This is a genomic window from Streptomyces sp. NPDC044063, assembly GCF_056434285.1.
This window is the reverse complement of record NZ_JBWKFM010000001.1, coordinates 25,986-50,244: the sequence shown is the minus strand read 5'-3', so window position 1 is coordinate 50,244 and position 24,259 is coordinate 25,986. Positions and strand designations below refer to the sequence as shown.

Below are 24,259 nucleotides of genomic sequence, written 5' to 3'. Positions count from 1 at the left end.
TCGAGATGGGCGCTGCCAGGGGATCAGCGCTCCTGCCGGTGATAGAGACTCCTTGCGCGCGCCAGGTCCACCGTCCCGCCCTCACCGACAGGCAGGAAGTACTTCACCTGCCACGCCTGCGTGCTGCCGGCCTGGCGGTTCGTTGTCGTCACCCATGGCGGGTAGACGCGAAACCCCCGCTTCCCGCCGGAGCCGCCCTTGGACACGATGCCTCGCTCGCACAGCACATCGCGCGGGAACACGAACTGCCCGAACCCGTCACTGTCCCGGCTGCTGATGACGAAGAGATCGACGAGGTCGTCGGCGTCGAAAGGCCGGATCGGGCCCTCCGTGGATCTCTGCCACACGGTGACGAACTGGCCGACCTTGGTGGGAGTGGTCTTGGCCACGCGGAATCTGACCGACAGGCCGTCCAGCGTGAACTCATGCGCCACGTACTCGGCGCTCTCCGCCTCCGGCACCGGATCCGTGCAGGTGAATCCGCTCGGGTCGTACACCCGTTCCTTCGCCGCCAACAGGTCACCGTGAGCCGCCCACGGCTGATTCATCGCCATTCCCTCATCCTGCCATCCATCGAACCGTTTTGCGCGATCGCCTCATACGCACGTCTTGCACGATCGCCCAAATCCTGGGTACTGTCATACCCGTCAACCACTTCGACGGGGGAACACCGATGAACAACGTCACCGCCACGCGATCCGAACTGACCATCGACGGGCGCCGGTTGTCCTACCTGGACTTCGGCGGCACCGGTCGCCCGCTGGTCGCGCTCCACGGGCATCTGTCCGAGGGCGCCACGTTCGCCCACCTCGCCCAGGCGCTGGGTCCCGAGTGGCGGGTGATCGCTCCCGACCAGCGCGGCCAGGGCGAGTCCGACCGCACCGAGGACTACTCGCGCGACGGCTACCTCGCCGACCTCCAGGCCCTCCTGGACCATCTGGGGCTGGACCGCGTCGTCCTGCTCGGCCACTCCCTCGGCGCCATCAACGCCTACCAGTTCGCCGCCCGTCACCCCGAGCGCGTCACCGCCCTCGTCAACGCCGAAGGCCCCGCCGCTCTGGGCCTCGACGGCACGAACCCGTTCGGCTTCCTGCTCTCGCTCCCCTACGACGCGCCCACCCGTGACGAGCTCGTCGCCGGCCTCGGCCAGGCCGCGCCGTACTTCGCCGACCGGCTGCGGCAGAACCCCGACGGCGGCTGGCGGCTGCCCTTCCACCCCCAGGACATGTACCGGTCGGAGGACCAGGTGCACGGCGACCACTGGGCCGACTGGACGGCCACCACCTGCCCCGCCCTCCTGGTCCACGGCACCTCGGGCGTCATCCCGGCCGAGCAGGTCCGCGCCATGACCGACCGCCGCCCCCACACCACCACGGTCGGACTGGACGCCGACCACCTGCTCCCCACCACGGCACCGGAGGCCTTCGCCGAGGCGGTCCGAACCTTCCTGGCCGCCGTCTGACAGCGTCGGCGCCGCTGATGGTGGCACCGCATGCCCCGAGCGCCGGCGGCGCGCGCCCGGCGCGGTCAAGGTAACGGAACGGGGCCGAGAGCACGGAATCAGCCACGTCGTTCCTCGGCCAGGGCTATACCGGTGGCGTGACAGTGCCAAGGGATGTGGATGAAACGCGCGGCGAACTGCGCGACGTTCTCGACCGGTCCGAGGCGTGGCTGCGTGACGCGGCCACCCTCCCCGAGGTCCCGGTGGAGTGGCCGGAGGAATTAAGAGCGGAAGCCGCCACGGTCAAGCGGCTGAGGACACGCGCGGCCTCGACCCTGATCAACGTGGCGCTCCTGGGCGCCTTCTCGTCCGGCAAGAGCTTCCTGCTCAGCGGATTGCAGGGCGGTCTGGAACTCGTCGAGGTGCAGACCGCCGACGGGCAGACGGCGGACAAGTTCGTGGGCCTGCTGCCGTCCTCGCCGGTGCCGACCACGGCCTGTCCGGCCAGCGTGGTGCCGGTGGACGGCCGCCAGTCCACGCTGGACGCGTCCGGGACCGGCTATCTACGGGTGCGTTTCACCGACTCGGCCGACGGCGAGTGGGAGGACGTCGGGAACTCCCCGGCCCCCTCCGTGGTCGCGGCGTACGCCATGCAGGACGCGGACGTCACCAACCGGCTCAGGGAGCACCGGGGCCGCGAGGTCGCCGAGGTCGAGGTGCTCCTGGCGGACTCCCGGCTGCCGGCGAAGTTCTACGACCTGCCCGGCTACGGCTCCCCGAACCCCGTCCACGACCTGATCGTCAGGGCCGCGATGGCCGACGCGGACTGCTTCATGTACGTCTCGCACGCCAGCCGGACGCTCTCCGAGCGGGACCTCGACCTCATCCGCTTCCTCTACGAGCACTACCTGCTCTCCGGCAAGCGGGTCGTGTGGGTGGTCACCGCCATCGACTCGGCGTCGAACCTCGATCTGCACAACGTCGTCGAGTGGAAGGCCACCATCGCCCGCAACAACAGCTACCTCAAGGAGAACTTCACCCTCCCCGACGGCCAGCCGGACCGGGGGTTCATAGGCGAGGGCTTCCTCCCCGTCTCCCCGGCCCTGGAGGCACGCGCGGCCAAGCTCGAGGCCGAGGAGGCCGAGGTGCCCGCTCGGCGAAGCCGCGCGGAGAGCCGGATGGACACCCTGCGCCAGGCGATCGAGGACCTGATCCGCACGGGCACCGGTACCCGGCACATCGCCGCCGTGGCGGCCGAGGCACGTGTCATGCTCGTTCCCCGGCTGCGGGTGATCGAGGACCGGCTGCGGGCCGAACGGCTCGAGATCGACGGGCTGAAGGAACTGCTGGACGGCCAGCAGCAGCGGCTGGAGCTCCTGGACCGGGTCCTGCCACAGCTGCGCGAGCAGCTCGAGAAGAAGCTCCAGACCCGTGTCGGGCGGGCCGTCCGGCCGTTCGGCCGCCTGGCCGCCCATCTCCACGGCGCACTGGACTCCACGATCAGGCAGACCGACGTGAGCAAGCCGGCCAAGGCGAACCAGGTCCAGGTGACGAAGACCCAGGTGCTCCGGACGTGGATGGAGGCCCCGACCGGTCCGGCGACGCTGTGGACCGAGCAGTTCGAAGCGTTCAAACAGGACATGCTGCAGGCCGTCGAGCAGGCCTTCGGCGACAAGGACCTCGCGGGACGGCTTCCCGACTCGGTCTTCGACGTGAACGACCTCTCCCTCCCCCGGCGGGCACAACGCGGGACCAGCGCCCAGGACATCGTCCAGCGCGCCGCGGCACTGGTCGGCATCGTCACCCCCGTCGCCGCGGGCGGCACCTGGCTGTACGGTCTGGCGGCGGCCGGCACCGTCTTCCCGCCCGCCGGGTTCGTCGCGGGCGCGGCCGCGATGATCGTCATGGGGATCCAGTACCGCAAGAGGAGGATCAGCTCGCTCCAGGCCCTCCAGGAGGAGTGGATCGCCGCCATCGACACCGAGGTCACGGCGGTCAAGGAGCAGTTCGCCCTGTCCGCCTCCGTCCAGGGCACCGATGTGATCGATCACCTGAGCGACAACCTGGCCCAGTACCGGGAGCAGCTGGAGCACACGCGCGACTTCGTACGCCTGCGCATCGCCAACCCCGAGAACCAGGTCCGGCAGGACCTGATCGAACAGCTCGACCCCGTCCACGAGGAGGGCCGGGCCATCATCGAAGCCCTGCGGACCCTGGAGCAGGCCTGACACGTCAGAGGGCCGAGGCGCCCGCCGGTCCCCGCCAGGACGGGGGCCGGCGGGTCACCGCTCAGCCGGTGGCGGCGCCGAACCACCTGGGCAGGTGGTCGAGCAGATCCCGCTGCTCGTCGCCGACCCACACCACATGACCGTCCGGCCGCAGCAGAACCGCCGGCACGTCCAGCTCCTCGGCGGTGTCGACGACGTGGTCGATCCGGTCCGCCCAGCCCTCCACCGAGAGCAGGCCGCCGGTCCCGTCGAGCAGCAGGCCTCGGCCGTCGTGCATCAGCTCGTACAGGCGCCCCCGCTTCAGCCGTACGTCCCGCAGCCGCCGGCCGAGCAGGTCGTGGCCCTCGCCGACGTCGTAGCGGACCCCGACCGCGGTGATCATCCCGGTGACGTACTCGTTCACCTCCTCGAAGTCCATCAGCCTCGACAGCAGCCCCCGCAGCGCGACCACGCCCGGATCGGTGCCCAGCAGGGTCATCTGCGCGCGGGTGTTGTCCAGTACGGCGGCGGCCGCCGGGTGCCGCTCGGTGTGGTAGCTGTCCAGCAGCCCCTCCGGCGCCCAGCCGCGCACCTCGGCGGCCAGCTTCCAACCGAGGTTGAACGCGTCCTGGATGCCGAGGTTCATCCCCTGCCCGCCGGTCGGCGGGTGGATGTGCGCCGCGTCGCCGGCCAGCAGCACCCGGCCGACCCGGTACCGCTCGGCCAGCCGGGTGGCGTCACCGAAACGGGACAGCCAGCGCGGCGAGTGCACCCCGAAGTCGGTCCCCGCCCAGGTCCGCAGCTGCCGCTGGAAGTCGTCGAGGGTCGGCGCGGCCGCACGGTCCTCGGCCACTCCGTCGGCGGGCACGCCGATGCGGTACATCCCGTCCCCTAGGGGGATGGCACCGAACCGCAACTGGGTCTTGCGGACCTCCTCGACAACAGCGGCGATCTTCTCCGGCTCTTCGGTCACCCGCATGTCGCCCAGCAGCGTGTCGACCCTGGAGGGCTCGCCGGGGAAACCGACGCCGAGCAGCCGGCGCACCGTACTGCGGCCGCCGTCGCAGCCGACGACGTAGCGCGAGCGCAGAGGTGTGCCCGCGACCAGCTCGACGCTCACCCCCTCCTCGTCCTGGCTCAGCCCGGCCACTTCGTGGCCGCGCCGGATCTCCACCCCGAGTTCGAGGGCACGCTCGTGGAGCAGCCGCTCGGTGACCTGCTGCGCGACGGACAGGCTGTACGGGTGCGCCGTGTCCAGCCCGCCCGGATACGGCTTCATGATGCCGCCGAAGAAACCGCCGACCTGGAACTTCTCGCTGACCGCGAGGAACCGGTCCAGCAGACCGCGCTGGTCCATCATCTCGACGCTGCGCGTGTGCAGGCCGCGCCCGCGGGACTGCTCGCTCGGCTCCGTCAGCCGCTCCAGCACGACCACGTGCACACCGTGCAGCCGCAGTTCGCCTGCCAGCATCAAGCCGGTCGGCCCGCCGCCGACCACGATCACATCAATCATCAAAACCCCCGCTTCCGGCTCAGGACGGAGATTTTGCAGCGTATGGGGGGCCTTGCGGCAAGGCCCCCCATACGCTATAGCTTAAGAAGGGCAAGGAAAGGGAAATCTCCTTGCCCTTACGTGTGCCGCTCCACGTGTGCCGCCTCCACGTGTGCCGTCACTCGGCGAACCGCGCCGCGCACTCCAGCATCAGCGCGTGTACGAAGGCCTGCGGCAGGTTGCCGCGCAACTGCCGCTGGGCGACGTCGTACTCCTCCGAGTACAGCCCGGCCGGCCCGCAGGCGGCGCGGTTGCGCTCGAACCAGCGGAACGCCGCCACCTCCCTCCCCTGCTGGTGCTCGGCCAGCGCGGTGATGAACCCGCACAGCAGGAAGGCGCCCTCGGCCTCCGCCAGCGGCCGGTCGTCGTGCCGGAACCGGTAGGCGAAGTGGTCCTCGGTGAGGTCGTCGACGTAGGCGCGCAACGTGGCACGCGTCCGGGGGTCGTCGGCGGGTACGGCGCCCCGCAGAGGAGGCAGCAGCAGGGCGCCGTCCAGGCCGGTGTCCTCGGGGGAACGCTGCCAGCGGCCGGACGGGTGGAGGCACCGGGCGGCGGTGTCCGCCACCAGGCGGTCGGCCAGCGCGCTCCACTCGGCGGCCCGTCCGCCGGGTGCGCCGGCGGCGACGCCGCGCAGGCCGGCGGCGCACGCCAGCCGGCTGTGCGCCCATGCGCGCGGACGGAGCTCCCACACGCCGGCATCCGGTTCGTCGCGTCGCCGGGCCACGGCGTCCGCGGCGATGACGGCCGCCTGCCAGCCGTCGGCGTCCAGCCGGTCGTGGCGCGCGGCGGTGCCCAGCAGGAGCAGGGCCTCGCCGAACGCGTCGAGCTGGAACTGCCCGCTGACCTTGTTGCCGACGCGGTCGAATCCCCCGGGGTAGCCCGGCAGGTCGAGCTCGCGCTCGTCGGGGATCGTGCGCCCCTCCACGGTGTAGGCGGGCGCCATCCGGGGCCCGTCCTGGTGGAGTCGGGCCGTGACGAACCGCACCGCGTCGTCCAGCAGCGCCATGTCCCCGGCGGCGGCGACCGCTTGGCCCGCGTAGCACTGGTCACGGATCCACACGTAGCGGTAGTCGTAGTTGCGGCCTTCCTCGGCCCGCTCCGGCAGGCTCGTGGTCGCGGACGCCACCATGCCGCCCGACGCCGACGTCAGCCCGCGCAGGACCGCGTACGCCCGGCGGGCGTCGGTCCGGGCGACCGTGTCGTCGAGCGGGGGCACCGCGGCGTGCCAGGCCTCCTCGGTGGCCCGCCACATGGTCGCGGGGTCCGGGGGGTCGCCGGTGGGGCGCCGGTCGCCGATCTCCAGGACCAGGTCGTGGCAGGCCCCGGCCTCCACCGTCAGGTCCAGCGCCGGCCCGTCCCGCCCGGGACCCGGAGGGCGCGGGTCGGTGGGGCAGCCGGACCAGCGCACCGAGAGGTCGCCGACGCGGCCGGCCCACACGCCGTCGGCCTCGCGGGTGAGGTCACGCAGCGGGTACCGGCCGAAGGCGGCGCGGGGGTCGAGGACGACGGACATCCGGGCGGCGTTCTCCAGGGCCATGATCCGCCGCAGGAGCACCGCCCGGCGCGGGTCGCCGGGGAAGGCCAGCGCCTCGCGGCACTCGACGATGCCGTCGTCGGTGACCCAGCGGCTGTGCCAGATCAGCGTGCCGTCCTCGTAGTAGCCGCCCCACACGCAGCGGCCCACCGGCGTGACCACGTACGCGCCCTGCCCGCCGACCAGCGTCGAGAAGACCGCGTCCGAGTCCCACCGGGGAGCGCACATCCACGCGTACTCGCCGCGCGGCCCCACGATGACGCCGCGCTCCCCGTCGGCCAGCAGCGCGTACTGCCGCAGCGGCTGGGGCGCGAGGGCCCCGCCGCCGGGCTCCGCATCGGGTGCCGTCCTGGTCATCGCCGCCACCGGTCCTCACAGCGCCGCGGGAGCGCTGGTCAGACCATTATCCGCCGGTGGCGCCGCGTGAACCAGGTGATCAGGGGAGCATGTCCTCGATCAGGTCGGCGGCGCGGCGTGTGCCGCCCTCGGCCCGGGCGTCGGCGCTCAGCCGGGCCGAGCGGCGGGCGACCTCCGGGTCGCCGACCAGGTCGTGCAGGGCCGTCCTGAGGGCCTCGGCGGTGGCTTCCGCGGTGTCGATGCGGCGGGCCACGCCCAGTTCCACGAGGCGGTCGGCGTTCATGGGCTGCTCGGCGCCCTGCGGCACTGCGATCATCGGGACGCCCGCCATCAGTCCCTCACTGCAACCGCCCATGCCGGCGTGGGTGACGAAGGCGTCCGCCTGCCGAAGGATCGCCCGCTGCGGGACCCAGGAGTGCACCTCGACGTTCGGCGGGACGGCGCCGAGCTCCCTCGGGTCGGTGTACTTGCCGATCTGGAGGACGACGTGCCAGCCGGGCAGGTCGCCGTAGGCCGCCAGGCACCGGCGGTAGAACTCCGGCTGACGGGTGTACGCCGAGCCCAGGGAGATCAGCAGCACCTTCCCGGCGTCCGCCGGGCGGGTCCAGTCGTCGGCGCCCGCGCCCGCGTCGAAGCAGGGCCCGACAAAGGTGACCTCGTCGGTGGGTACCTTGTCGGCGTACGGCTGCATCGCCCTGGTGATCAGCGCCAGGGCCCGCGCGGGACGGCCGGAGAAAGCGTCGACGTCGGTGGTGGACGCCCCGCAGCCGGCGAGCCAGCGCGCGAACCTCGCCCGGTACGCGTCGGCGCCCGGCAGCTGACGCACGTATGCCGCGACGTCCTGGTCGTAGCCGTCCCAGCCCACGAACGTCGGGGACAGCTGGAGGAGGGGCCGGCCCTGCGATTCGGCGAGGGCGCGCGCGGCGTAGGCGGTGATGTCGTACAGGTACAGGTCCGCCGGGTCCTGGTCGTAGACGGCGCGCAGTCGCGGGAGTGCCTGGACGGCGTCGTCGAGGAAGAGGCCCATCGCGGCGATCGGGTCGTCGGGCCAGCGGTTGTCGGCGACCGGCAATCCGGAGGCGCACGGGACGAGTTCGGCGCCGGTGGGCGCGATCAGGTCGGCGACCGCGGGGTCGTTGGCGTAGGTCACGCGGTGGCCGCGGGCGACGAGCTCGCGGATGACCTCGAGGCTGGGCAGGATGTGGCTGACGGCGGGGATGCCGACCATCGCGATGTGGGCACGGCGACGGGACATGGACGCTCACTCATTTCAGATCTACGGCGAAAGTGGCAGGACACGACGGCCCGGCGCGCCGTCCGGCCTCTACGGGAGGCTCGGTCATGGGCGCGCGCGGGCTGCGCACAGAGCGGCACACGGGACGGTGCGGAGGACTGTGCGTGAGGAAGCCGGGGCAGTGCCCCGGCCGTGACGTCGTGTCAGCCGTAGATCTGGTAGAGGTGCATGTGTGCGACTCTAGACCGCCCCGGGGTTCTCGCGCATCGCGTTTTCCAGGTCGTCGATGCTGCCCGACATGATCGTCCGTATGTGGTCGGTGATCCGCTCCGCGGGCCAGTCCCACCAGGCCACGGCCAGCAGCCGGGCGATGTCCCGCTCGTCGTAGCGGGTGCGGATGAGACGGGCGGGGTTGCCGGCGACGATGCCGTAGTCGGGTACGTCGCGGGTGACCACGGCGCCGGTACCGATGATCGCGCCGTGGCCGATCCGTACGCCGGGCATCACCGTCGCGCCGTGGCCGAACCAGACGTCGTTGCCGACGACGGTGTCGCCTCGGTTCGGCAGGCCGGTGAGCAGGTCGAAGTGTTCGGCCCAGGAGCCGCCCATGGTGGGGAAGGGGAAGGTCGAGGGGCCGTCCATGCGGTGGTTGGCGCCGTTCATGATGAACCGCACCCCGGTGCCCAGCGCGCAGAACTTGCCGATGACCAGCTTCTCCGGCCCGTAGTGGTAGAGCACGTTGCGGGTCTCGAACGCGGTCGCGTCGTCCGGGTCGTCGTAGTAGGAGTACTCCCCCACCTCGATCAGGGGGGACTTCACCAGTGGCTTGAGCAGCACCACCCGGGGCTGCCCGGGCATCGGATGGAGAACCGTCGGGTCGGCGGGGACGGGCATGGCAGGTGCTTCCTCGTCTCGGTCGCGTGCGGGTGACCGCTCCATGATCAGGGAGCCGAGCCCGTCGAGGACACCGGTTTTCGCCGGAAAAGCCCCGCGCCCCGTCCGCTGGGCAGCGGACGGGGCGCGGGTGCCGGGTGATGGCCGACGCGGTTACCCGTGTCAGGCCTTCGCGGGCTCCGGAGCGGTCTCGCTCGCGTCGGAGTCCGAGTCGGCGTCGGTGGTGTCGGCGTCCGCGTCGGCGGCCGGCGGGGCGACGCGGTGGAGGCCCTTGAGGTCGTAGAGGCGGGTCATGCCGAAGCCGAAGGCGAGGGAGACGACCAGCGCGATGCCCATGGAGATCCAGGCGCGGGTCAGACCGGCGTCACCCTGGGCACCGTAGTAGAGGAGGGAGCGCATACCGCCGGTGATCGGCCGCAGCGGCTCGAACTCGGAGAGCACGCGGAAGAAGTCGGGCAGCGCCTGGAGCGGGACGGTGGCACCGGCGGACGGGACGGCCATGGCCACGAAGACGATGGCCGACAGCAGCATGCCGGGGATACCGAAGACGCAGAGCAGCGTCAGGGCGCTCACGCCGACGACCGCGATGGTGGCCACGGAGTAGAGCCACATCAGGCCCAGGTGGGAGGCGTCCATGCCGAGGATGCCGACGGTGGCCAGCTGGACGAGGGAGCCCATGAGGACGGAGAGGCCCAGCATGAGGACGATGCCGATGCCCAGCGTGCGCACCCGGCTGGTGTGCCGGAGGGGCTGACGCTGACGGATGGGGCCGAAGTCCGCGTGGAGGTAGCCGAGGAAGGTGTCGACCTGCGAGTTGATGGCGTTGGCGCCGAGCATGCCGCAGACGACCAGGACCAGCGCGTAGTAGAAGGCGCTCAGACCCATGGCGCTGTGGCTGCCGAGCGGGTGGCCGTCGGTGACCTGAACGGCCGCGGGGTCGGCGAGCATGAGCTGGGCGGCCGGGGGAAGCTTGGCGCCCTGGGCCTGGGTGCGCTTGAGGAGGTCCTTGCCGATCTGCGCGGAGGCGGCGTGGGCGGCCTTCTGGGTCGCCTGGCTGGCCATGGAGGAGCCGATGCTGCCGGCCGACTGGTTGGTCAGCACGGTCAGGGTCGGCCGGGCCGGCTGCTTCTGCTGCGGGCTGGTCAGCCCCATCACCGAGGCGGTGAAGTCCTTCGGCACGACCAGCGCGCCGAAGAGCTTGCCCTGGCCGAGCCGCTTGTCGGCCTCGGCGCGGCTGAGGACCTGCCAGTCGAAGCTGTGGTTGCTCTCGGCGTTCTTCTTGATGCCGGAGACGACCTGGTCACCGAGGTTGACGCGCTTGCCGCCCGCCTCGGCGCCGCTGTCGCTGTTGACCAGGGCGACCGGAAGGTCGCGCAGATTGCCCTTGGGATTGACGTTGCCACCCACATAGAGCAGGGCGAACAACATGGAGACCACGGCGAGAATGAGTCCTGATCCGAGCCACAGCTTCGGGCTGCGGAGCGCGGAGGAGGGCTGAGGGGAAGGCATGACCGCTCCGGATGATCACATAGAGTAACTAGATATTTAAGGTATCCAGCACTAGATAGTGGCAGTATCTTCTTAGGGTGTCCAGTCGACGTCGATCCGGCATGGACGCCCTGGGCCGCACCATCAGCGAGGACGCCTCATGAAGATCTCGGAACTCAGCCGCAGGACCGGCGTGCCGGTCGCCAGCATCAAGTACTTCCGGCGCGAGGGCCTCCTCCCCGCCGGCAGGGCGACGGCCGCCACCCTGGCCGAGTACGGGGAGGAGCACGTCCAGCGCCTGCGGCTGATCAAGGCGCTCACCACCCTGGGCGGGCTGTCCATCGCCGGCACCCGCGACGTCCTGACCGCCGTCGACCAGGCCCACAGCACCGACGACACCCTCAAGGCCATCAGCTACGCCCTGCCGGTCCCCGTCACCTCGGTCTCGGCCGGGGACGCCGAGCGGGACGCACAGGCCGAATCCGAGGCCGCCGCCGACGTGGCGAGCCTGATCGCCACCATGGACTGGCAGGTCCCCGACACCTCCCCGCACGTCCTGGGCCTCACCACGGCCCTGCGCGAACTCAGACGGCTCGACGCCGACTACCAGCCGGAGCGCCTCGTCGCCTACGCGGAGCTGGCCCGCTCCATCGCCCGCCTGGACCTCGAGCGCGCGGCGGCCTTCGCCGACTCCCCCACCCTGGCCGAACAGGCCGTCATCGTCCTCGCCCTCTCCGGCCCCATGCTCGAACTGCTCCGGCGACTCGCCCAGGAGGACCAGGTGCGCCGGCGCACGACGGACGGCGGGGGTGCGGGGGAACGCCGTGAGGGCGACCACACGGAAGGTGGCCGCCCTCAGGGCGATTGATCACGTCCGCTAGAGAGGGATGAGACGGAACTCGTACCCGGAGTGAAGTGCGCCCGGGCTTCCGAAGTCAGCCTGGACGTTGCGGTGGTCGCCGCCGTCGTTGTACACGAAGACGTTCGCTTCGCGGCCGTCGTCGTGCATGGTGTTCCAGATCTGGAACTTGGTCTTCCCGTTGAGGAAGTTCCTCAGCGTGGACAGGTCTCCCTGGCCGAACGTGTACGCGTTGAACGTGATGCCGTCGGTACCGCTCGTCGTGAACTTCTTCTGGCCGTTGTACGAGACGTCGATGTCCTGGGTCGCCTGGAGGAACCCGTTCACGGTGAGTGCCTGCTTCGCGATGAGACCCTTGTTCACCGTCAGGCCCTGCAGATCGCTGGAACCGCCGACCGTGAGTGCCTGCTTGGCGTCGACGTCCTGGTGCACCGTGAGCCCCTGGAGGTCGGTCGAGCCGCCGACCGTCAGTGCCTGCTTGGCGTCGATGTCCCCGTGCGCCGTCAGCCCCTGGACATCCGTGGCGCCCGTGACCGTGACCGGGCCGTCCACCTCCAGCCCCGTCAGCTTCGGGTTCCTCACCGTGACCGTGGTCGTCTGGTAGTGCGTGGTCCCGCCGGTGACGTACGAGAGCTGGAAGGTCGTGTCGCGGTCGATCGTCGCGGTGTACTCGCGCTTGTCTGCCGAGTGCGTATTGCCCCCGTACGCGACCTTGTAGTCGAGCGTGGACGGGCCGTTCCACGTAAGGCGGACCGAGCCGCCGGCATCCACCTCCAGCTTGTCCGCCGTGAAGTCGGAGACCGCCATCACCGGGATCTTCGGGGCCGGGAACTTCTTGATCTTCAGCTTCTTGAAGCGCGGGCTGTCGGGCCACGTGTCCGTGTTCGTCGTGGCGACCTCGCGGACCTCGATCCGGGCCGTGCCGGGGTGTGAGCTGATCTTCAGGTTCTCCAGCGTGATGGTGATGCCGGAGACGTCGACGGCCACGTCGGCCTTGTTCGGCTTGGCCACGAAGTGGGCGTAGTCGCCCGGCGGCAGGAGGGTCTGCGTCCCCGGCTGGATGCGCTGCACCGTCCAGTCGGGAGCCTGTCCGTCGCCCGCGTCGGCCTCGACCAGGCTCTGCGCGAGGTCGCCCTCGGGCAGGGAGAAGACGATCTCGCGGCAGTAGACGGTCTCGCCACCGCCGTTCGAGACCACGATGTGCAGCGCCGTGGCGGGGTCGTCGCTGCCGGTCGTCGCGTACAGCGGGAACGGTTCGCTGATGAGGGCGTAGTCCAGCAGGGGGGCGTCCGGCTCGCTCACGGAGTCGGCTCCTTTCACGATGGGGTTCAGGTGCTGGTGGCGCGAAGTCACTTGGTGTCGAAGCCGCCGGTCAGCCGCAGGAAGCCGGTGCGTACGGTCGGGCCGTCCTCGTCCAGCCGGGCCTTCTGGTCGATCTGCACGATCGCCTCGTGGGCCCACCGCGGTGCGGGGCCGGCGCCGGCGGGCGCGTCCGGCACGACGAGCTCGGCCCAGTCCCAGGTGCCCTGCGGTGCGGTGGGGTGCGGCATGGCGAGGGCGTTGACGAAGCCGGCCGACCCGTCGCCCGGTCCGCCCACGTCCTTGGCCGGCACCTTCCGTGTCGTGGTCAGCACGGGGCTGAGCCGCAGCGCCACCCGCATCGCGGCCATGGCCGTGCGGGTGAAGCGCGTCGGAAGCTGGAGTTCCGTCACCGGCAGGATGTCCGTGGTCGCGTGGACCGTGGCCTGCGGGTCGAGCAGCAGCGTGAGGTGCGTCAGCTGCGTGGAGTCCGCCCGCAGCCGGGGCCAGGTGGTGTCGGCGATCTCCGCCACGTAGTCGGTGCTCGTGTCCGGCTTGGCCACGGAGTAGAACGTCCCGTAGTCGGCCTCGGAGAAGTAGCCGATCAGACCGTCGCCCTTCTGCCCGGCGTTGCCGAGCCGGACCGGCCACCGGTAGTCGAGGTGGGCCATCTCGGGAGGCGTCGCCTGCCCGTCGGGACGCGTGCCCCACGCGGCCTGCGTCTTCCAGTCCAGCGCGTACTGCCAGCCCGCGTCGGCGACGGGCAGGCCCTCCAGCTCGAAGCCGAGCCGCGCGCGGACCAGGGCGAGCGGGCGCCCGAGGAGCGCGCCGAGCACCTCGTCGCCGTACGGGTTGCCCGGGTCGATGCCGGCGAGCGCGTGGTCGACGGTGGCCAGCAGGTCCGCGAAGGCGTCCGGGCCCTTCGCGGTCAGCTCGCGGGCGAACGCGTGGAGCTGCGGGCGGGTCGCGCGCAGGTCGTCGATCGTACGCACCTGGGAATCCGGCAGGGGGCCCCAGGCCAGCACGGTCGTCACATCGCCCGAGCCGCCCTCGCGGAGTTCGAGGCGCAGTTCGCCCAGCGGTTCACCGGTGGGCGCGTAGCACAGCAGCGAGCGGTCGACGTAGTTGGGGACGATCCACGCGCCCACGGGTGTGGTGTTCGCGGTCAGGTCGACGAGCCGGGCGTCGTCGTGCTCGTCGACGAAGTCGAACCGCAGCCGCGCCGGCTGGAGCAGGCGCGGCGGCAGCTGGACGAACCGGCCCGGGTTCTTGGTGTCGACGTATGTGTCGTCGGTGTGGAGGCTGTCGCCCACCTTCGGAAGGAAGTTCTGCGCGTCACCGGGCAGCAGGACGTCGAGGTTCTGGCCGAATTCGTCGACGATGCTCAGCCGGCCCAGCTCGAACTGCCCGGCCCGGATCTGGGTGAAGCCGGAATCCTGCCAGCCCTTGAACGGCTCGGGCAGCCTGCCCGGGTTGGGCAGGTGACGGAACGCGTCACCGACGAGCTCGCCGATCCGGCCGGGCGGGCTCACGCCGGGGGCCGGGTCGCGCAGGGCGAAGGCGTCCGTGAGCCCGTCCAGCCGCTGGGAGAGCAGGTCCAGGTCCTTGATCTGCGCCGCCGCCGTGGTGAGCGCCTCGGCCGTCGCCGCGTCGGGGTGGTCGGCGGCGTGCCGTTCGAGTCCACCGCTCAGGGTGTGCTGCGGCAGCGGGACGAGGAAGCGGCGGCCGGTCACCTCGATGGCGTCGGCGGCGGGCGAGCCCTTCTTCCAGTGGTAGGTGCTGCCGTCGAACGTCCAGTTCGGGTCGTCCAGGTCGCCGTAGGGAACCTGCCAGTGGTCGACCCGCCACTGGAACAGCAGCGGCTTCCAGGGCTGCCGCCAGGGGGCCGGGGCGATGTCGGGGGTGTACGCGCCCGCGTTCTTCGGGTCGAGCACGCACGCGAACTCGATCAGCAGGGCCGTCACGACCGACGGCAGTCCGCTCGTGCGGAGCGAGGTGAAGGGGTTCGCCCGTCCGTCGTCGACGATCTGCGACGGCATGCGGCAGACGAGGGCACCGTCGTTGCCGGCCAGCGGCTTGTGCGGGGTGTGGCTCCTGGCCCCGGCCAGTACCACCGTCGGGTCGGTGACCTGGTAGAACGGCGGCAGTGCCTCCTGGCGGAGCTCGTAGCCGTCGGGCAGCGGGTGGCCGGCGACGCAGTCGGTGATGGCCTTCCGCTTCGTGTTCCGCAGGTCGTCCTGGGCGGCGGCCACGTGGGCGGCGAGGCCGTCCGGGTTCGCCGGGTCGATCTCGGCACGCAGCCGCTCGCGGCTGTACTGGGGCGGGATGAGCGGCAGGCTGTGCATCCACCACAGCGCGTACAGGCGTTTCTGGAGCGCGAAGAGTTCCCGTTCCGCCTGGTCGTAAGCGCTCTGGTGGCTGTTGAGCTCCGCCAGCCACGCCTCGTGCTCGGGCGTCACGCCGGACCATGTGACCGACGCCGGGTCGCCGGAGGGGTTGCCCTTGCCGGAGGTGTCGGCGAGCCGCCACACGTAACCGCCCGGCAGCTGCTGGAACCAGCCCTTGTGCAGGGCCTGGGCCACGGCGACGTCGCCGTCGGGCTCGTCGAGGGTGTGCAGCAGGCCCTTGGCGAGGACGTGCAGGAGAGCGGGATCGGTGGTGTGGTCGACGGCGTTGCCGGAGCCGGCGGGCAGGGCCGCGCGGGCCTTGGCGATCAGCGCGGCGTGCGCCTCGTCCGCGCTGCTGCCGACGGCGACCCGGTCGCTGACGTCCGTCTTCTCCGGGCGGTCCGAGTCCGGGGCCGCGCCGTCGCGGTCCCACCGCACCTGGAGGGCTCGCCCGCAGTAGGTGGTGCTGCCGGGCGTCCAGCCCTTCGGCAGGTCGGCGACCGTCCAGCCGAGGCCGGCCAGGGCGGAGTCGACCGTCGCCCCCGCCGCGTCGAGACGGCGGCGCAGCTCCTCCTGCGCCGGGTCCGAGTACCAGCCGACGACCTGGTAGTTCACGGTCGCGGAGTCGACACCGGTCAGCGGGTCGTGCAGCGAGAAGACGTCCTCGTGGTACGGCTGGTAGACGTGGAAGGTCATGATGCCGGGGCCGACCGCGGTGAGGAACAGCTCCTTGCGCGAGGCGTCGGTGGGCTCGCTCCACGCCGTTCCGTCGGCGCCGATGGCCTGCTTCCTGCCGATCTGCGTCGTGATGATCGTGGAGCGGTACGGCGTGGTCGCCGGGTCCCCGGCGTTCGCCCTGACGGGGTGCATGAAGCGCGACGTGCCCTGCTTGGGGTCGAGGAAGTCGCTCTCCACGACCCAGCCGGTGGTCAGGTCGTCCCTGCCCTGGACCTGCCGGACCACGAGCCAGCGGTTGGGCACGAGCGGGAACTCCGTACGTCCGCCCGCGGTGCGCGCGGCGCCCTGGCGCAGGGCCTCCGGCAGTTCCCAGCGCACGTAGACGCCGTCGTACTGCTTGTACTCGTCGTCCTTCTCGTGCTCCTTGGTGGCGTTCCACTGGTCCTCGTTGGTGAACGGGGACACCTCGGGGCTGAGGCTGTGGCGCAGCAGGTTGAAGTCGGGCCGCCAGCGGCGGAAGCCCTGGCCGTCGCGTTCGCGCAGTTTCTCGTTGACCACCAGGGCGTCCACGTTCACCGGGACGATGAGGGTGTCGTCGCGGTCAGCCATTGGGGTGGTCTCCTGTCGTGGTGGGGTTCTGCTCGTCGGCAGCGGTGGTGAAGGTACGGCGCTGCGCGGCGTTGATCATCTGGATGGCGAACTCGGCGGGGGTCAGCGGCCGGTCCGTGATGCCCAGGGCGCTTCCCAGACCGTCGGCGAGTGCGGTCACGTTCAGCACGGTGTCGCCGGGGGCTCGCAGGTAGTCGGTGAACTTCTTGGGCGACACCGGGAACGGATACCGCTGCGGGTCCAGCTCCTTGCCGAGGTCGTCGCCGGAGAGGGCGCGCAGCCGGATGATGCCGTCCTTGATCGGGTCGGTCTCGTCGTCCTGGTTCGGTTCGTCGATGCCGAAGTGGACGCCCTGTTGCGGCTCGGCGAGCTCGACGCGGCCCGGGACGCCTTCGACGAGGACGAGCAGGACGTCGTCGGCGAGCGCCTCGCGGCGCAGCACCGGCAGGGTCTTCTCGCCGTCGGTGGCCGTGGGGTTCGCGTACGGGCGGACCTCCAGCGCGGGCCAGCCGCTGACGAGCTGGGAGCGCAGCAGCAGACCCGTGACCGGCGCGGCGAACGGAGGCAGCGGGGCTTGTCCCCGGGGCCCGAGGACCAGCTCGTCCGAGGTGAGGTCGAAGGAGTGGGACAGTCCCACGCTCAGGGCGCCGTCGAGCAGTGTCGCGGTCCAGTCGGGGTCGACGTAGAAGAAGCGCAGGCTCTCGGCGGGCAGCATGCGCGTGTCGGGCACGAGGTGGGCGAACGGCACACCTGCCAGGTTGCGCAGGTCGAGCAGCCGGTTCCGGACGAGGGCGAGGTCGTCGTCGGCCGGATCCACCAGCGGCGCGTCGGCCGCGGTGAGCTTCGCGTGGAGGTCCGCGTCGGCGCGCAGACGCTCCACGGTGAGCCCGGCGGTGACGGGGAGTGCGGTCGCGGCCGGTACGGGGGTGACGGCGGGGCGTCGTACGGGGGCGGGGGCGCCGTCGGCCGGCGAGGCGGGGGCCGGCGCGGTCAGAACCTCCCCCAGGTGGCCGGCGAGACCGTTCGTCACCAGGTGCTCGACGCGCGCCCGTGCCCCGGTGGTGGCCGTCGCACGGGTCTTCTTCTCCGCCGCCCGCTGCACCTTGCCGCGCAGGCGCAGCAGCGCCGCGCCGAACTGGTGATCAGCCAGGGCGACGCCCCGCCCGGCGGTGAACGCGGTGGCGAGGCTGACGTCGAAGACCCCGTACTGGTCCAGGTGGATCAGGGCCTCCGCCGCGCACCGGCGTCGCTCGCGATCAGTCTGCGGCTCGGCCGGCTGGGGGGTGAACGGGCCCCGGTACCAGCCGAAGGTGGAGCGGCCGGACTCCGTGCGGCACGAGAGGGGCAGGTAGCCCTTGCCGAGACGGTCGGCGACCTCCTGCTGGTCGGAGCCGGACAGCGGACGATCGGGCAGCGGCACGCGCAGCAGCAGCGCCGAGCCGTCCGGGCCCTCGGTGTCGACGAAGTGCTCGGTCAGCGCGGCGAAGCCGGGGGCGTGGTCGGGGATCGTCTCGAACGCCCACGACCAGAGCGAGATGAGCCGTACGGCCTGCTCGGGGCCCTCCGTCTCCTTGGCTCCACCGGGCAGGTACGGCGCCCAGCCCTCCAGGGACACGAGGTGGGCGACGTAGCGGCCGCCGGCGGCGCGGGGCAGCCGGTTGCCGACGACGACCGCGTAGTCGCCGACCTGGATCAGGTCGTCGGTCAGCGTCACGCCCTGGTGCTGCTCGTCGACCCGGCGGACGTGGGAAAGGAAGGGCAGTTCGGCCTGGGTGGGGGCGACGGCCCGGAAGACGGTCCGGGGCACCAGCACGGTGCGGCACACCGTCTGCTTGTCGGCATCGGTGATCGGGTCCGCGTGCTGGTCGAACGGGGGCAGGAGGACGCCGTCCTCGGTGCCGGTCAGCTGAGCCACCGTCCGCGCTTCGGTCTGTCCGAGGCAGTGCGGGTCGGTCACGGGCAGATCGCCCTCGCCGAGGACGAGGAGGGCCAGCCACGGCAGGCGGGTGCCGTCGTTCGCCGTCGTCTCGTCCCGTTCCCACGGCAGGGTGGCCCGGTCGAGGGTGACGTGCGGCAGCACGTCGTCGTAGAGGCCGGTGGCGCCCGGCGTCGGGTACGCGCCGTGGATCCACTCCGGCTGCACGGTGAAGCGCGGCGCGCGGACCTCCACCTGCTGGGTCACCGGGGTGCCCAGGTAGTCGTCCGTGTCGACCCGCTTGCCGTCCTTGGTGAGGGACTGGTGCGCGGTGAGGACGTACCGCCCCGCGGTGAGCGCGGGCACCAGCGAGTCGACGAACTGGACGTTCAGCGACGGGTCGGGGTCCGGGGTGTACTCGGGGTGGCTCATGCCGCACCGCCTTCGGTGACTCGGGTGACGCTGGGGGCCGCCGGGGTGTCGGTGACGGTCGGCGGCACGGTGACGGCGAGCGCCACCGGGTCGTCCTTGAGGGGGACGGTGTCGGGGAGCGGGACCGGCGGGTTCGAGGCGACGTCCACGACCCGGATCTCCCGCGACTGTGACCGGGCGACATAGAGCCGGTCGCCCGCGGCGGACAGCGCGAGCGCGATCGGCCGCGCGCCCACCCACACGGGTTCGGCGGCTTCCCGCGGCCGGTCGCCGCTCGTGTCGAAGACGGAGACCGTGCCGGTCACGGCGTTCGCCACGTACAGCCGCCCGCCGTCGGCCGAGGCGACCAGGGCGCTGGGTCCGGTGCCCGTGCGCAGGGTGGCGGCGACGGCCTTGGTGGTGACGTCGATGACCGTCACCGTCGACGTGGCTTCGTTGAGCGCGTACAACCAGCGGCCCTTGGGGTCCACCCCGAGGCGGGTGGGGTGGGGGCCCGCGGGCAGGTCGTCGCCCGGGCTGGACGTGGGGTATTTCCCGTTGGTGACGTCGACCTGGGTGACGACGTTCAGCTCGGGCTTGGCGACGTACACGATCTGCCGCGTGGCGTCCCACCTGGCCGCGGGGACGACGTCGCCGATGGCGGCCTGGAGACCGAAGTCCCACTTCTTGACCGGTACGTCCGGTCGCATGTCGAGCACGAGCAGCTGCTGCGACTGCGTGGCGGTGACGTACGCCCACGCGTTGTCGGGCGAGACCGCCGCTCCCCGCGTCTGCTGGTAGCCCCAGATGCGGTCGTGGAACAGGGACTCGGTCTTTCCCGGCGGGTTCGCGGAGATGTCGCGCACGTCGATGTTCTGGTCGTTGTCGACAGCGCACAGCCGGTGGCCGCCCGGGCTGACGGCGAAGTGGAACGGCGCGGAAGCCGTCTGCGCGAACTCCAGCGCGACGGGCTCGTACGGGGTCAGGCTCTGCGCGTCGACGGGCGTGACGGTCGCTCCCTCGCCCAGTACGTACAGCCGCTCGCTGGCGGTCGGCTTGCCCGGCACCGGGGGTGCGGGCTGCGCGGTCACGTCGCCGGCCACCAGTCCGTCGGTGGCGGTGAGCCGCTCGTTGGTGCCGGGGCTCACGTCCAGGTAGTCCATGGCGGCGAAGAGCCGGTCGCGGGACTGGTCGACCAGCGCGCCGGTCCGGCCGCCGGTGATGGCACCGAGGTTCGCGCGGAGCTCCGGAGCCGGCGCGGCGGCGGCGGCGAGCTCCACGGCGACGGGCTGTGCGGCCCCGGCCGGGGTGGCGATGGCCGACTCGACGACGGCCCGCACCGTGGTCGGCTTCACCAGCGGCAGCTTGCCATTCGGCGTCCGGTCGTCGTGTGCGATCGTCCCGGCCTTGACCGGCCCCGGCGTGCTGCCCTCCGTGGGCGCCGGAAGCCGCAGGTCGACGCCCGTCAGCTGGTCGTCGACGCGCTGCTTGCTGCCGGTGGTCAGCTTGCCGTCGTACGGGCCCCACAGCGCGGCGGGCAGGCTCGCCACGTTCGGTGCGGCGCCCCACAGGCTCAGGTCCTGGGCGACGGACTCCTTGGTGAGCGAGAGGGTGAGCGTCGAGTCCAGCTTCTCGCCGCCGTCCCACAGCGGGCGGATGTCGACGTCCGATCCCGTGATCGGGTGCTGCTTGTCCTCGCCGAGGTACAGCGTGCCGATCGGTACGGCCGTGCGCACCGCGAAGGAGAAGGCGCCGGTGCCGACGGTCCACAGCCCCGGCTCGTCCTTGGACTCCACCGGCATGAGCCCGTCCACGGGCACCAGCCGGACGGCGTCCTCGGCGGCGGGCAGCTGCTTGACCACATCGGACCAGGGCGCGGCCTTGTCGTCCCTCGCGCTGCCGTCACCGAAACCGATGGTGAAGGAGATGAACCAGAGGTGGACGGTGACCTCGCCGCCCGTCGGCGGGCCCCACAGGTGCAGGGACGCGCCGACCTCGACACTGATCGTCTCGCGCACCAGCCACAGGTCGAGCACGAAGCTCACGCCGATGCTCACGTCGATCTCGGCGTCGAAGTGGAAGGGAGCCCACTCGATCAGGATGTTGGCGTGTGCCGTCAGCCAGGCGTGCAGGTCGCCGGAACGGTAGTTCACGTCCAGCGCACCGCCGGCCATGATCGCGCCGGGGGTGAGGGCGAAGTACGAGCCGCCGCTGATGGTCAGCTCGGAGGAGACGGGCCAGTTGAAGCCGAGTCTGGGCACCCTGGGGTAGTGCTTGGGCAACGACTTCTCGAACTCCGGGTGGTAGCCGCCCAGGGTCAGGACGAAGTCGCCCACGTTGGCGCCGTCGAACCACGTGTACAGCGCGAAGCCGCCGGTCAGGACGCAGTCCTCGGACAGCAGGAACGATCCGGGAGCGAGCTGCGCGGTCAGCTTCAGTACGCCTTCGCTGGACCGGTACTTGGCGGACAGCCCCAGCCGCACCCGGGCGTACGCGGGCAGAGACGGCTCCTTGGGGAACCGTGCCTCCGCCGTGCCGAGCACCGCGACGGCGAAGTCGTCTCCGACCTCCAGGACCAGCAGCGCCTTGCCGTCGATGAACTCGAAGATCCGGAAGTCCAGCCCGGCGGCGAACCACACCTGCCCGGCCGCCGGACGCACCCATGCGTCCTTGCCGCCTCCCATCAGCGTGTCCAGGATCCGGAGCGGATCGGTGGTCGTCAGGTCCTTCAGGAAGGGGAAGTCCAGCACCTGGTCGCCGTCGGGCAGCCGCAGGTCGGTGTTGAGTCCGAACCCGGTCGAGATCCCGGTGATCTGGACCGGGGGCGGCCCGCCGAACTCGCCGTTCACCTTGCCGAAGAGGAAGAACGACGGCTGGTCGGGGTGCGCGGTGGGGCGTGCGTACGCGCCCAGGGCGGTGAGGCCGAACTCCTCGGCCTTGACGGCGAGCGCGCCCTCGACCAGCGGGTCGTAGGCCTCGTTCGCCTTGACCACCAGCGCGCCCTCGACGGCCAGCGGCGGGCGGGAGTAGCCGACGCTCAGCCCGTCCAGCCGGACGTGCGGGACCGTCGGGTGGGCGAGCTCGACGCCCAGCCCGAGGCCGTCGACGCCGATGGTGAGGCCGGCCATGCCGAGGGAGGCGTCGAAGAGCACCCAGACGGTGCCGTCGGCGAAGCCGGCGCCGACGCGGCGCACGGTGAGCGGGCCGACGGAGCGCTGGACGCCGATCCAGGCGACGAGCGGGAGGCCGCCGCCGCTGTCGCTCTTGAGGGGGCCGCTCCCGCTGCCCTCGGTGCTCGCCGTGAGGGCCTTGCCGCCGCTGCGGCCCGCGCCGCGCACGGCGAGCGACGTCGTCCCGGTCCGGCCCGGCAGCTTGAGGTCCACGGTGAAGGCCATGCCCTCGGCCAGCCCGTCGGCGGGCAGCTGGGGCAGGGTGCCGTCGGCGGCGGTCAGCGCCTTGTTGAGCTGGGTGACGCGGTCGGCGGTGAGGGTCTCGGAGGCGACGAGGGCGCCCAGCCCCCGCAGCCCGATGTCCTCCGCGTCGGGGATCTGCCCCTGGAGCAGGGGCACTTGGGAGAGCCGGGCGTCCAGGCCCAGCCCCACGCGGACGGCCCAGGCGCGGGTGCCGCCGGTGGGCTGGTCCGAGACGACGACCAGCGAACCGCCGCTCTTCTCCTTGGCGGCGAGCACGATGGCCTTGCGGGCCGTGGTGTAGCCGACGGTGATCTCGTTCAGGGTGCCGAGGGCGGCCAGCACCTGGTCCGCGGACGGGTCGGAGATGCCGAGGAGGCCGGCGAGATCCGCGAAGGTGACGCCCTTGGAGTCCGTGCAGCTCGCGGTGAACTCGGCCTGCTGGACGTCCCGGACGGTGAAGGTCAGCTCGCGCCCCGGGGACACCTCCAGGGCGAGGCTGCCCTCGTACCGCTGGTCGTAGCCCGGCTGCCCGTCGGTGCGCTTGGTGAGCTCCACCGTGACGTCGAGGTCCGCCCCCACCGCTCCGAGGGGGAACGTGGCCTTCGCGTGCAGCCCGAACTTCTTGGCGGCGCTGTCGTACGTGACCTTCAGCTGCTCGACGGTCACGTCCTTCAGGACGGGCGGCGGCTGGATCCCGAACGCGGCGAAGGCGTCGCCCAGCCCGAGGTGGGAGGCGTCCAGCTCGAACTGCCAGCCGGCCCCGGTCGCCCAGGTCCCGTGCACGTCCACGGTCGCCTCGCCCAGCTTCCAGGTGGCGGACGCGTCGGCCGTCGTCGTGTCCCCCGCGCGGGCGAGGCTCAGGGTGACCTCGGACAGGGCGATGTCGTCGGTGACGTGCCAGACGTCCTCGACGTCCAGGTCGATGCCGTAGCCCCAGGCGGGGCCCCGGCCCAGTTCCGCGCAGACGTCGAGGCGCGTGACCTTGAGGTCCTGGGGTACGGGGACGCCCGGGAAGCGGTCGGCGAGCAGGGCCCCGACCGGCAGCGGGCCGACCAGAGACCCGCTGAGGGACTTCTCGGGCAGGCTCAGCCCGACGTCCACCGCGATGTCCTTGGCGAGGGTGACGCGCCCGCCGAGCACCACGGCCGCCGCGCAGCTCTTGCCCAGCGGGTCCGCGACGGTGAAGTCGGCGTGCAGGTCGTCCAGCGCGATGACGCCGGGCAGCGGCTCCCAGGTGCGGCCGAGAGCGAGCCGCATGCCGGCGGCGAGCCAGCGTACGGTCGGGGCGCCGCCGCCCTCCGGCTCGTCGAGCGCGAAGTTGAGGGAGAGCCGGGTCAGGCCGAAGGAAGCGCCCTGGGCCACGTCGGCCGGGATCAGGTCGAAGCCGCCGTCGGGCAGGTTCGCCCAGGGGCGCAGGGCGTCCGGACCGGACAGGGGTACGGCGTCGAACTCGCCCGCGAGCCGCCAGCTCTGCCCGTCGTTCGCCGGCGGGTACCCCCAGACGTACGGCCGCACGGCCGCCGTCCTGTCCGGGAACAGCAGCTCCACGCCGCAGCCGACGGCCGGCTGGGGGCCCGCGTCGCCGCCGGGCTCGATCCCGAAGACCAGGTGCTCGGGTCCGAGGCCGATCCTGTCCAGCGCCGCGGGGATCGACGCGAGGTCGGCGGGCAGTGGCGCGCCGCCGGGCAGAAGGGTGACGTCGACGCGGACGCCCGCGACGTTCTGCCCGCTGTCGTCGGGCAGGAAGACGACGTGGGCGGCGGAGGCGGCCTGGCCCTGCAACGTGACCTGGCCGGCCACCCGCAGGTCCCCGGTGTCGACGGACGTCACGTCCTGGACGTCGAGCACGGCGTCGGGCAGGAAGCGGGCGAACAGGTCGTGCGCGGGATCGAGTTGGAGGAAGGCGGAGTCGACGCGGAGGTGTCGGTCGCCGCGCGCCCGCTCCAGGGCGGCGCGCAGATCTGCGATGGTCAAGGGCATG

The 24,259-nt window shown here is 71.9% G+C and carries 13 protein-coding genes; 3 read left to right on the top strand and 10 right to left on the bottom strand.

The annotated features are described in order from the left end of the window. Positions 1-23: 23 nt before the first annotated feature. On the bottom strand, positions 24-554 hold the full coding sequence (locus tag AC07BS_RS00205) for a MepB family protein (protein WP_478639183.1): 531 nt from the start codon (positions 552-554) through the stop codon (positions 24-26). A gap of 119 nt (positions 555-673) precedes the next feature. On the opposite strand from AC07BS_RS00205, the gene AC07BS_RS00200 reads away from it, so the two are divergent. Beyond that, on the top strand, positions 674-1,462 hold the full coding sequence (locus AC07BS_RS00200) for an alpha/beta fold hydrolase (RefSeq protein ID WP_478639185.1): 789 nt from the start codon (positions 674-676) through the stop codon (positions 1,460-1,462). Between the two features lie 155 nt (positions 1,463-1,617). Continuing rightward, the gene (locus AC07BS_RS00195) at positions 1,618-3,669 is read left to right on the top strand and encodes a dynamin family protein (protein ID WP_478639186.1); all 2,052 of its coding nucleotides are present in this window, start codon (positions 1,618-1,620) and stop codon (positions 3,667-3,669) included. A gap of 61 nt (positions 3,670-3,730) precedes the next feature. Here AC07BS_RS00195 and rox read toward each other — a convergent pair whose 3' ends face one another. The 5 genes from rox to AC07BS_RS00170 form a co-directional block, all read right to left on the bottom strand. Then, a complete protein-coding gene (rox, locus tag AC07BS_RS00190) occupies positions 3,731-5,161 on the bottom strand; it encodes a rifampin monooxygenase (protein WP_478928948.1) in 1,431 nt (476 codons plus the stop codon). Between the two features lie 157 nt (positions 5,162-5,318). Continuing rightward, entirely contained in the window at positions 5,319-7,091 is a 1,773-nt protein-coding gene (locus tag AC07BS_RS00185) for a glycoside hydrolase family 15 protein (protein WP_478928946.1), read from the bottom strand. Positions 7,092-7,170: 79 nt separating this feature from the next. Beyond that, a complete protein-coding gene (locus tag AC07BS_RS00180; RefSeq protein WP_478928944.1) occupies positions 7,171-8,346 on the bottom strand; it encodes a macrolide family glycosyltransferase in 1,176 nt (391 codons plus the stop codon). A 219-nt stretch (positions 8,347-8,565) separates the two neighbouring features. Continuing rightward, entirely contained in the window at positions 8,566-9,219 is a 654-nt protein-coding gene (locus AC07BS_RS00175) for a CatB-related O-acetyltransferase (protein WP_478639195.1), read from the bottom strand. Positions 9,220-9,381: 162 nt separating this feature from the next. Beyond that, the gene (locus AC07BS_RS00170; RefSeq protein WP_478639197.1) at positions 9,382-10,728 is read right to left on the bottom strand and encodes a YhgE/Pip domain-containing protein; all 1,347 of its coding nucleotides are present in this window, start codon (positions 10,726-10,728) and stop codon (positions 9,382-9,384) included. A gap of 139 nt (positions 10,729-10,867) precedes the next feature. Here AC07BS_RS00170 and AC07BS_RS00165 point away from each other — a divergent pair, with 139 nt between their 5' ends. Next, positions 10,868-11,575, top strand: a complete 708-nt coding sequence (locus AC07BS_RS00165) for a MerR family transcriptional regulator (RefSeq protein ID WP_478639199.1) — start codon at positions 10,868-10,870, stop codon at positions 11,573-11,575. A 9-nt stretch (positions 11,576-11,584) separates the two neighbouring features. Here AC07BS_RS00165 and AC07BS_RS00160 read toward each other — a convergent pair whose 3' ends face one another. The 4 genes from AC07BS_RS00160 to AC07BS_RS00145 are packed head-to-tail and all read right to left on the bottom strand — an operon-like array spanning position 11,585 to position 24,258. Further along, a complete protein-coding gene (locus AC07BS_RS00160) occupies positions 11,585-12,868 on the bottom strand; it encodes a hypothetical protein (RefSeq protein ID WP_478928941.1) in 1,284 nt (427 codons plus the stop codon). 47 nt (positions 12,869-12,915) lie between these two features. Then, a complete protein-coding gene (locus AC07BS_RS00155) occupies positions 12,916-16,539 on the bottom strand; it encodes a hypothetical protein (protein WP_478928939.1) in 3,624 nt (1,207 codons plus the stop codon). Continuing rightward, positions 16,532-18,886, bottom strand: coding sequence for a hypothetical protein (locus tag AC07BS_RS00150; protein WP_478928938.1), 2,355 nt, complete (start codon positions 18,884-18,886; stop codon positions 16,532-16,534). Before AC07BS_RS00150 ends, AC07BS_RS00155 begins: the two co-directional genes overlap by 8 nt. After that, on the bottom strand, positions 18,883-24,258 hold the full coding sequence (locus AC07BS_RS00145; RefSeq protein WP_478928936.1) for a DUF6603 domain-containing protein: 5,376 nt from the start codon (positions 24,256-24,258) through the stop codon (positions 18,883-18,885). Before AC07BS_RS00145 ends, AC07BS_RS00150 begins: the two co-directional genes overlap by 4 nt. Position 24,259: the final 1 nt, after the last annotated feature.

Excerpts from the sequence above, each read along its gene's own strand:
- rox (WP_478928948.1), bottom strand. The coding sequence starts at position 5,161 with ATGATTGATGTGATCGTGGTCGGCGGCGGGCCGACCGGCTTGATGCTG.
- AC07BS_RS00155 (WP_478928939.1), bottom strand. The coding sequence starts at position 16,539 with ATGGCTGACCGCGACGACACCCTCATCGTCCCGGTGAACGTGGACGCC.
- AC07BS_RS00200 (WP_478639185.1), top strand. The coding sequence starts at position 674 with ATGAACAACGTCACCGCCACGCGATCCGAACTGACCATCGACGGGCGC.
- AC07BS_RS00180 (WP_478928944.1), bottom strand. The coding sequence starts at position 8,346 with ATGTCCCGTCGCCGTGCCCACATCGCGATGGTCGGCATCCCCGCCGTC.
- AC07BS_RS00165 (WP_478639199.1), top strand. The coding sequence starts at position 10,868 with ATGAAGATCTCGGAACTCAGCCGCAGGACCGGCGTGCCGGTCGCCAGC.
- AC07BS_RS00205 (WP_478639183.1), bottom strand. The coding sequence starts at position 554 with ATGGCGATGAATCAGCCGTGGGCGGCTCACGGTGACCTGTTGGCGGCG.
- AC07BS_RS00145 (WP_478928936.1), bottom strand. The coding sequence starts at position 24,258 with ATGCCCTTGACCATCGCAGATCTGCGCGCCGCCCTGGAGCGGGCGCGC.
- AC07BS_RS00150 (WP_478928938.1), bottom strand. The coding sequence starts at position 18,886 with ATGAGCCACCCCGAGTACACCCCGGACCCCGACCCGTCGCTGAACGTC.
- AC07BS_RS00175 (WP_478639195.1), bottom strand. The coding sequence starts at position 9,219 with ATGCCCGTCCCCGCCGACCCGACGGTTCTCCATCCGATGCCCGGGCAG.
- AC07BS_RS00170 (WP_478639197.1), bottom strand. The coding sequence starts at position 10,728 with ATGCCTTCCCCTCAGCCCTCCTCCGCGCTCCGCAGCCCGAAGCTGTGG.
- AC07BS_RS00185 (WP_478928946.1), bottom strand. The coding sequence starts at position 7,091 with ATGACCAGGACGGCACCCGATGCGGAGCCCGGCGGCGGGGCCCTCGCG.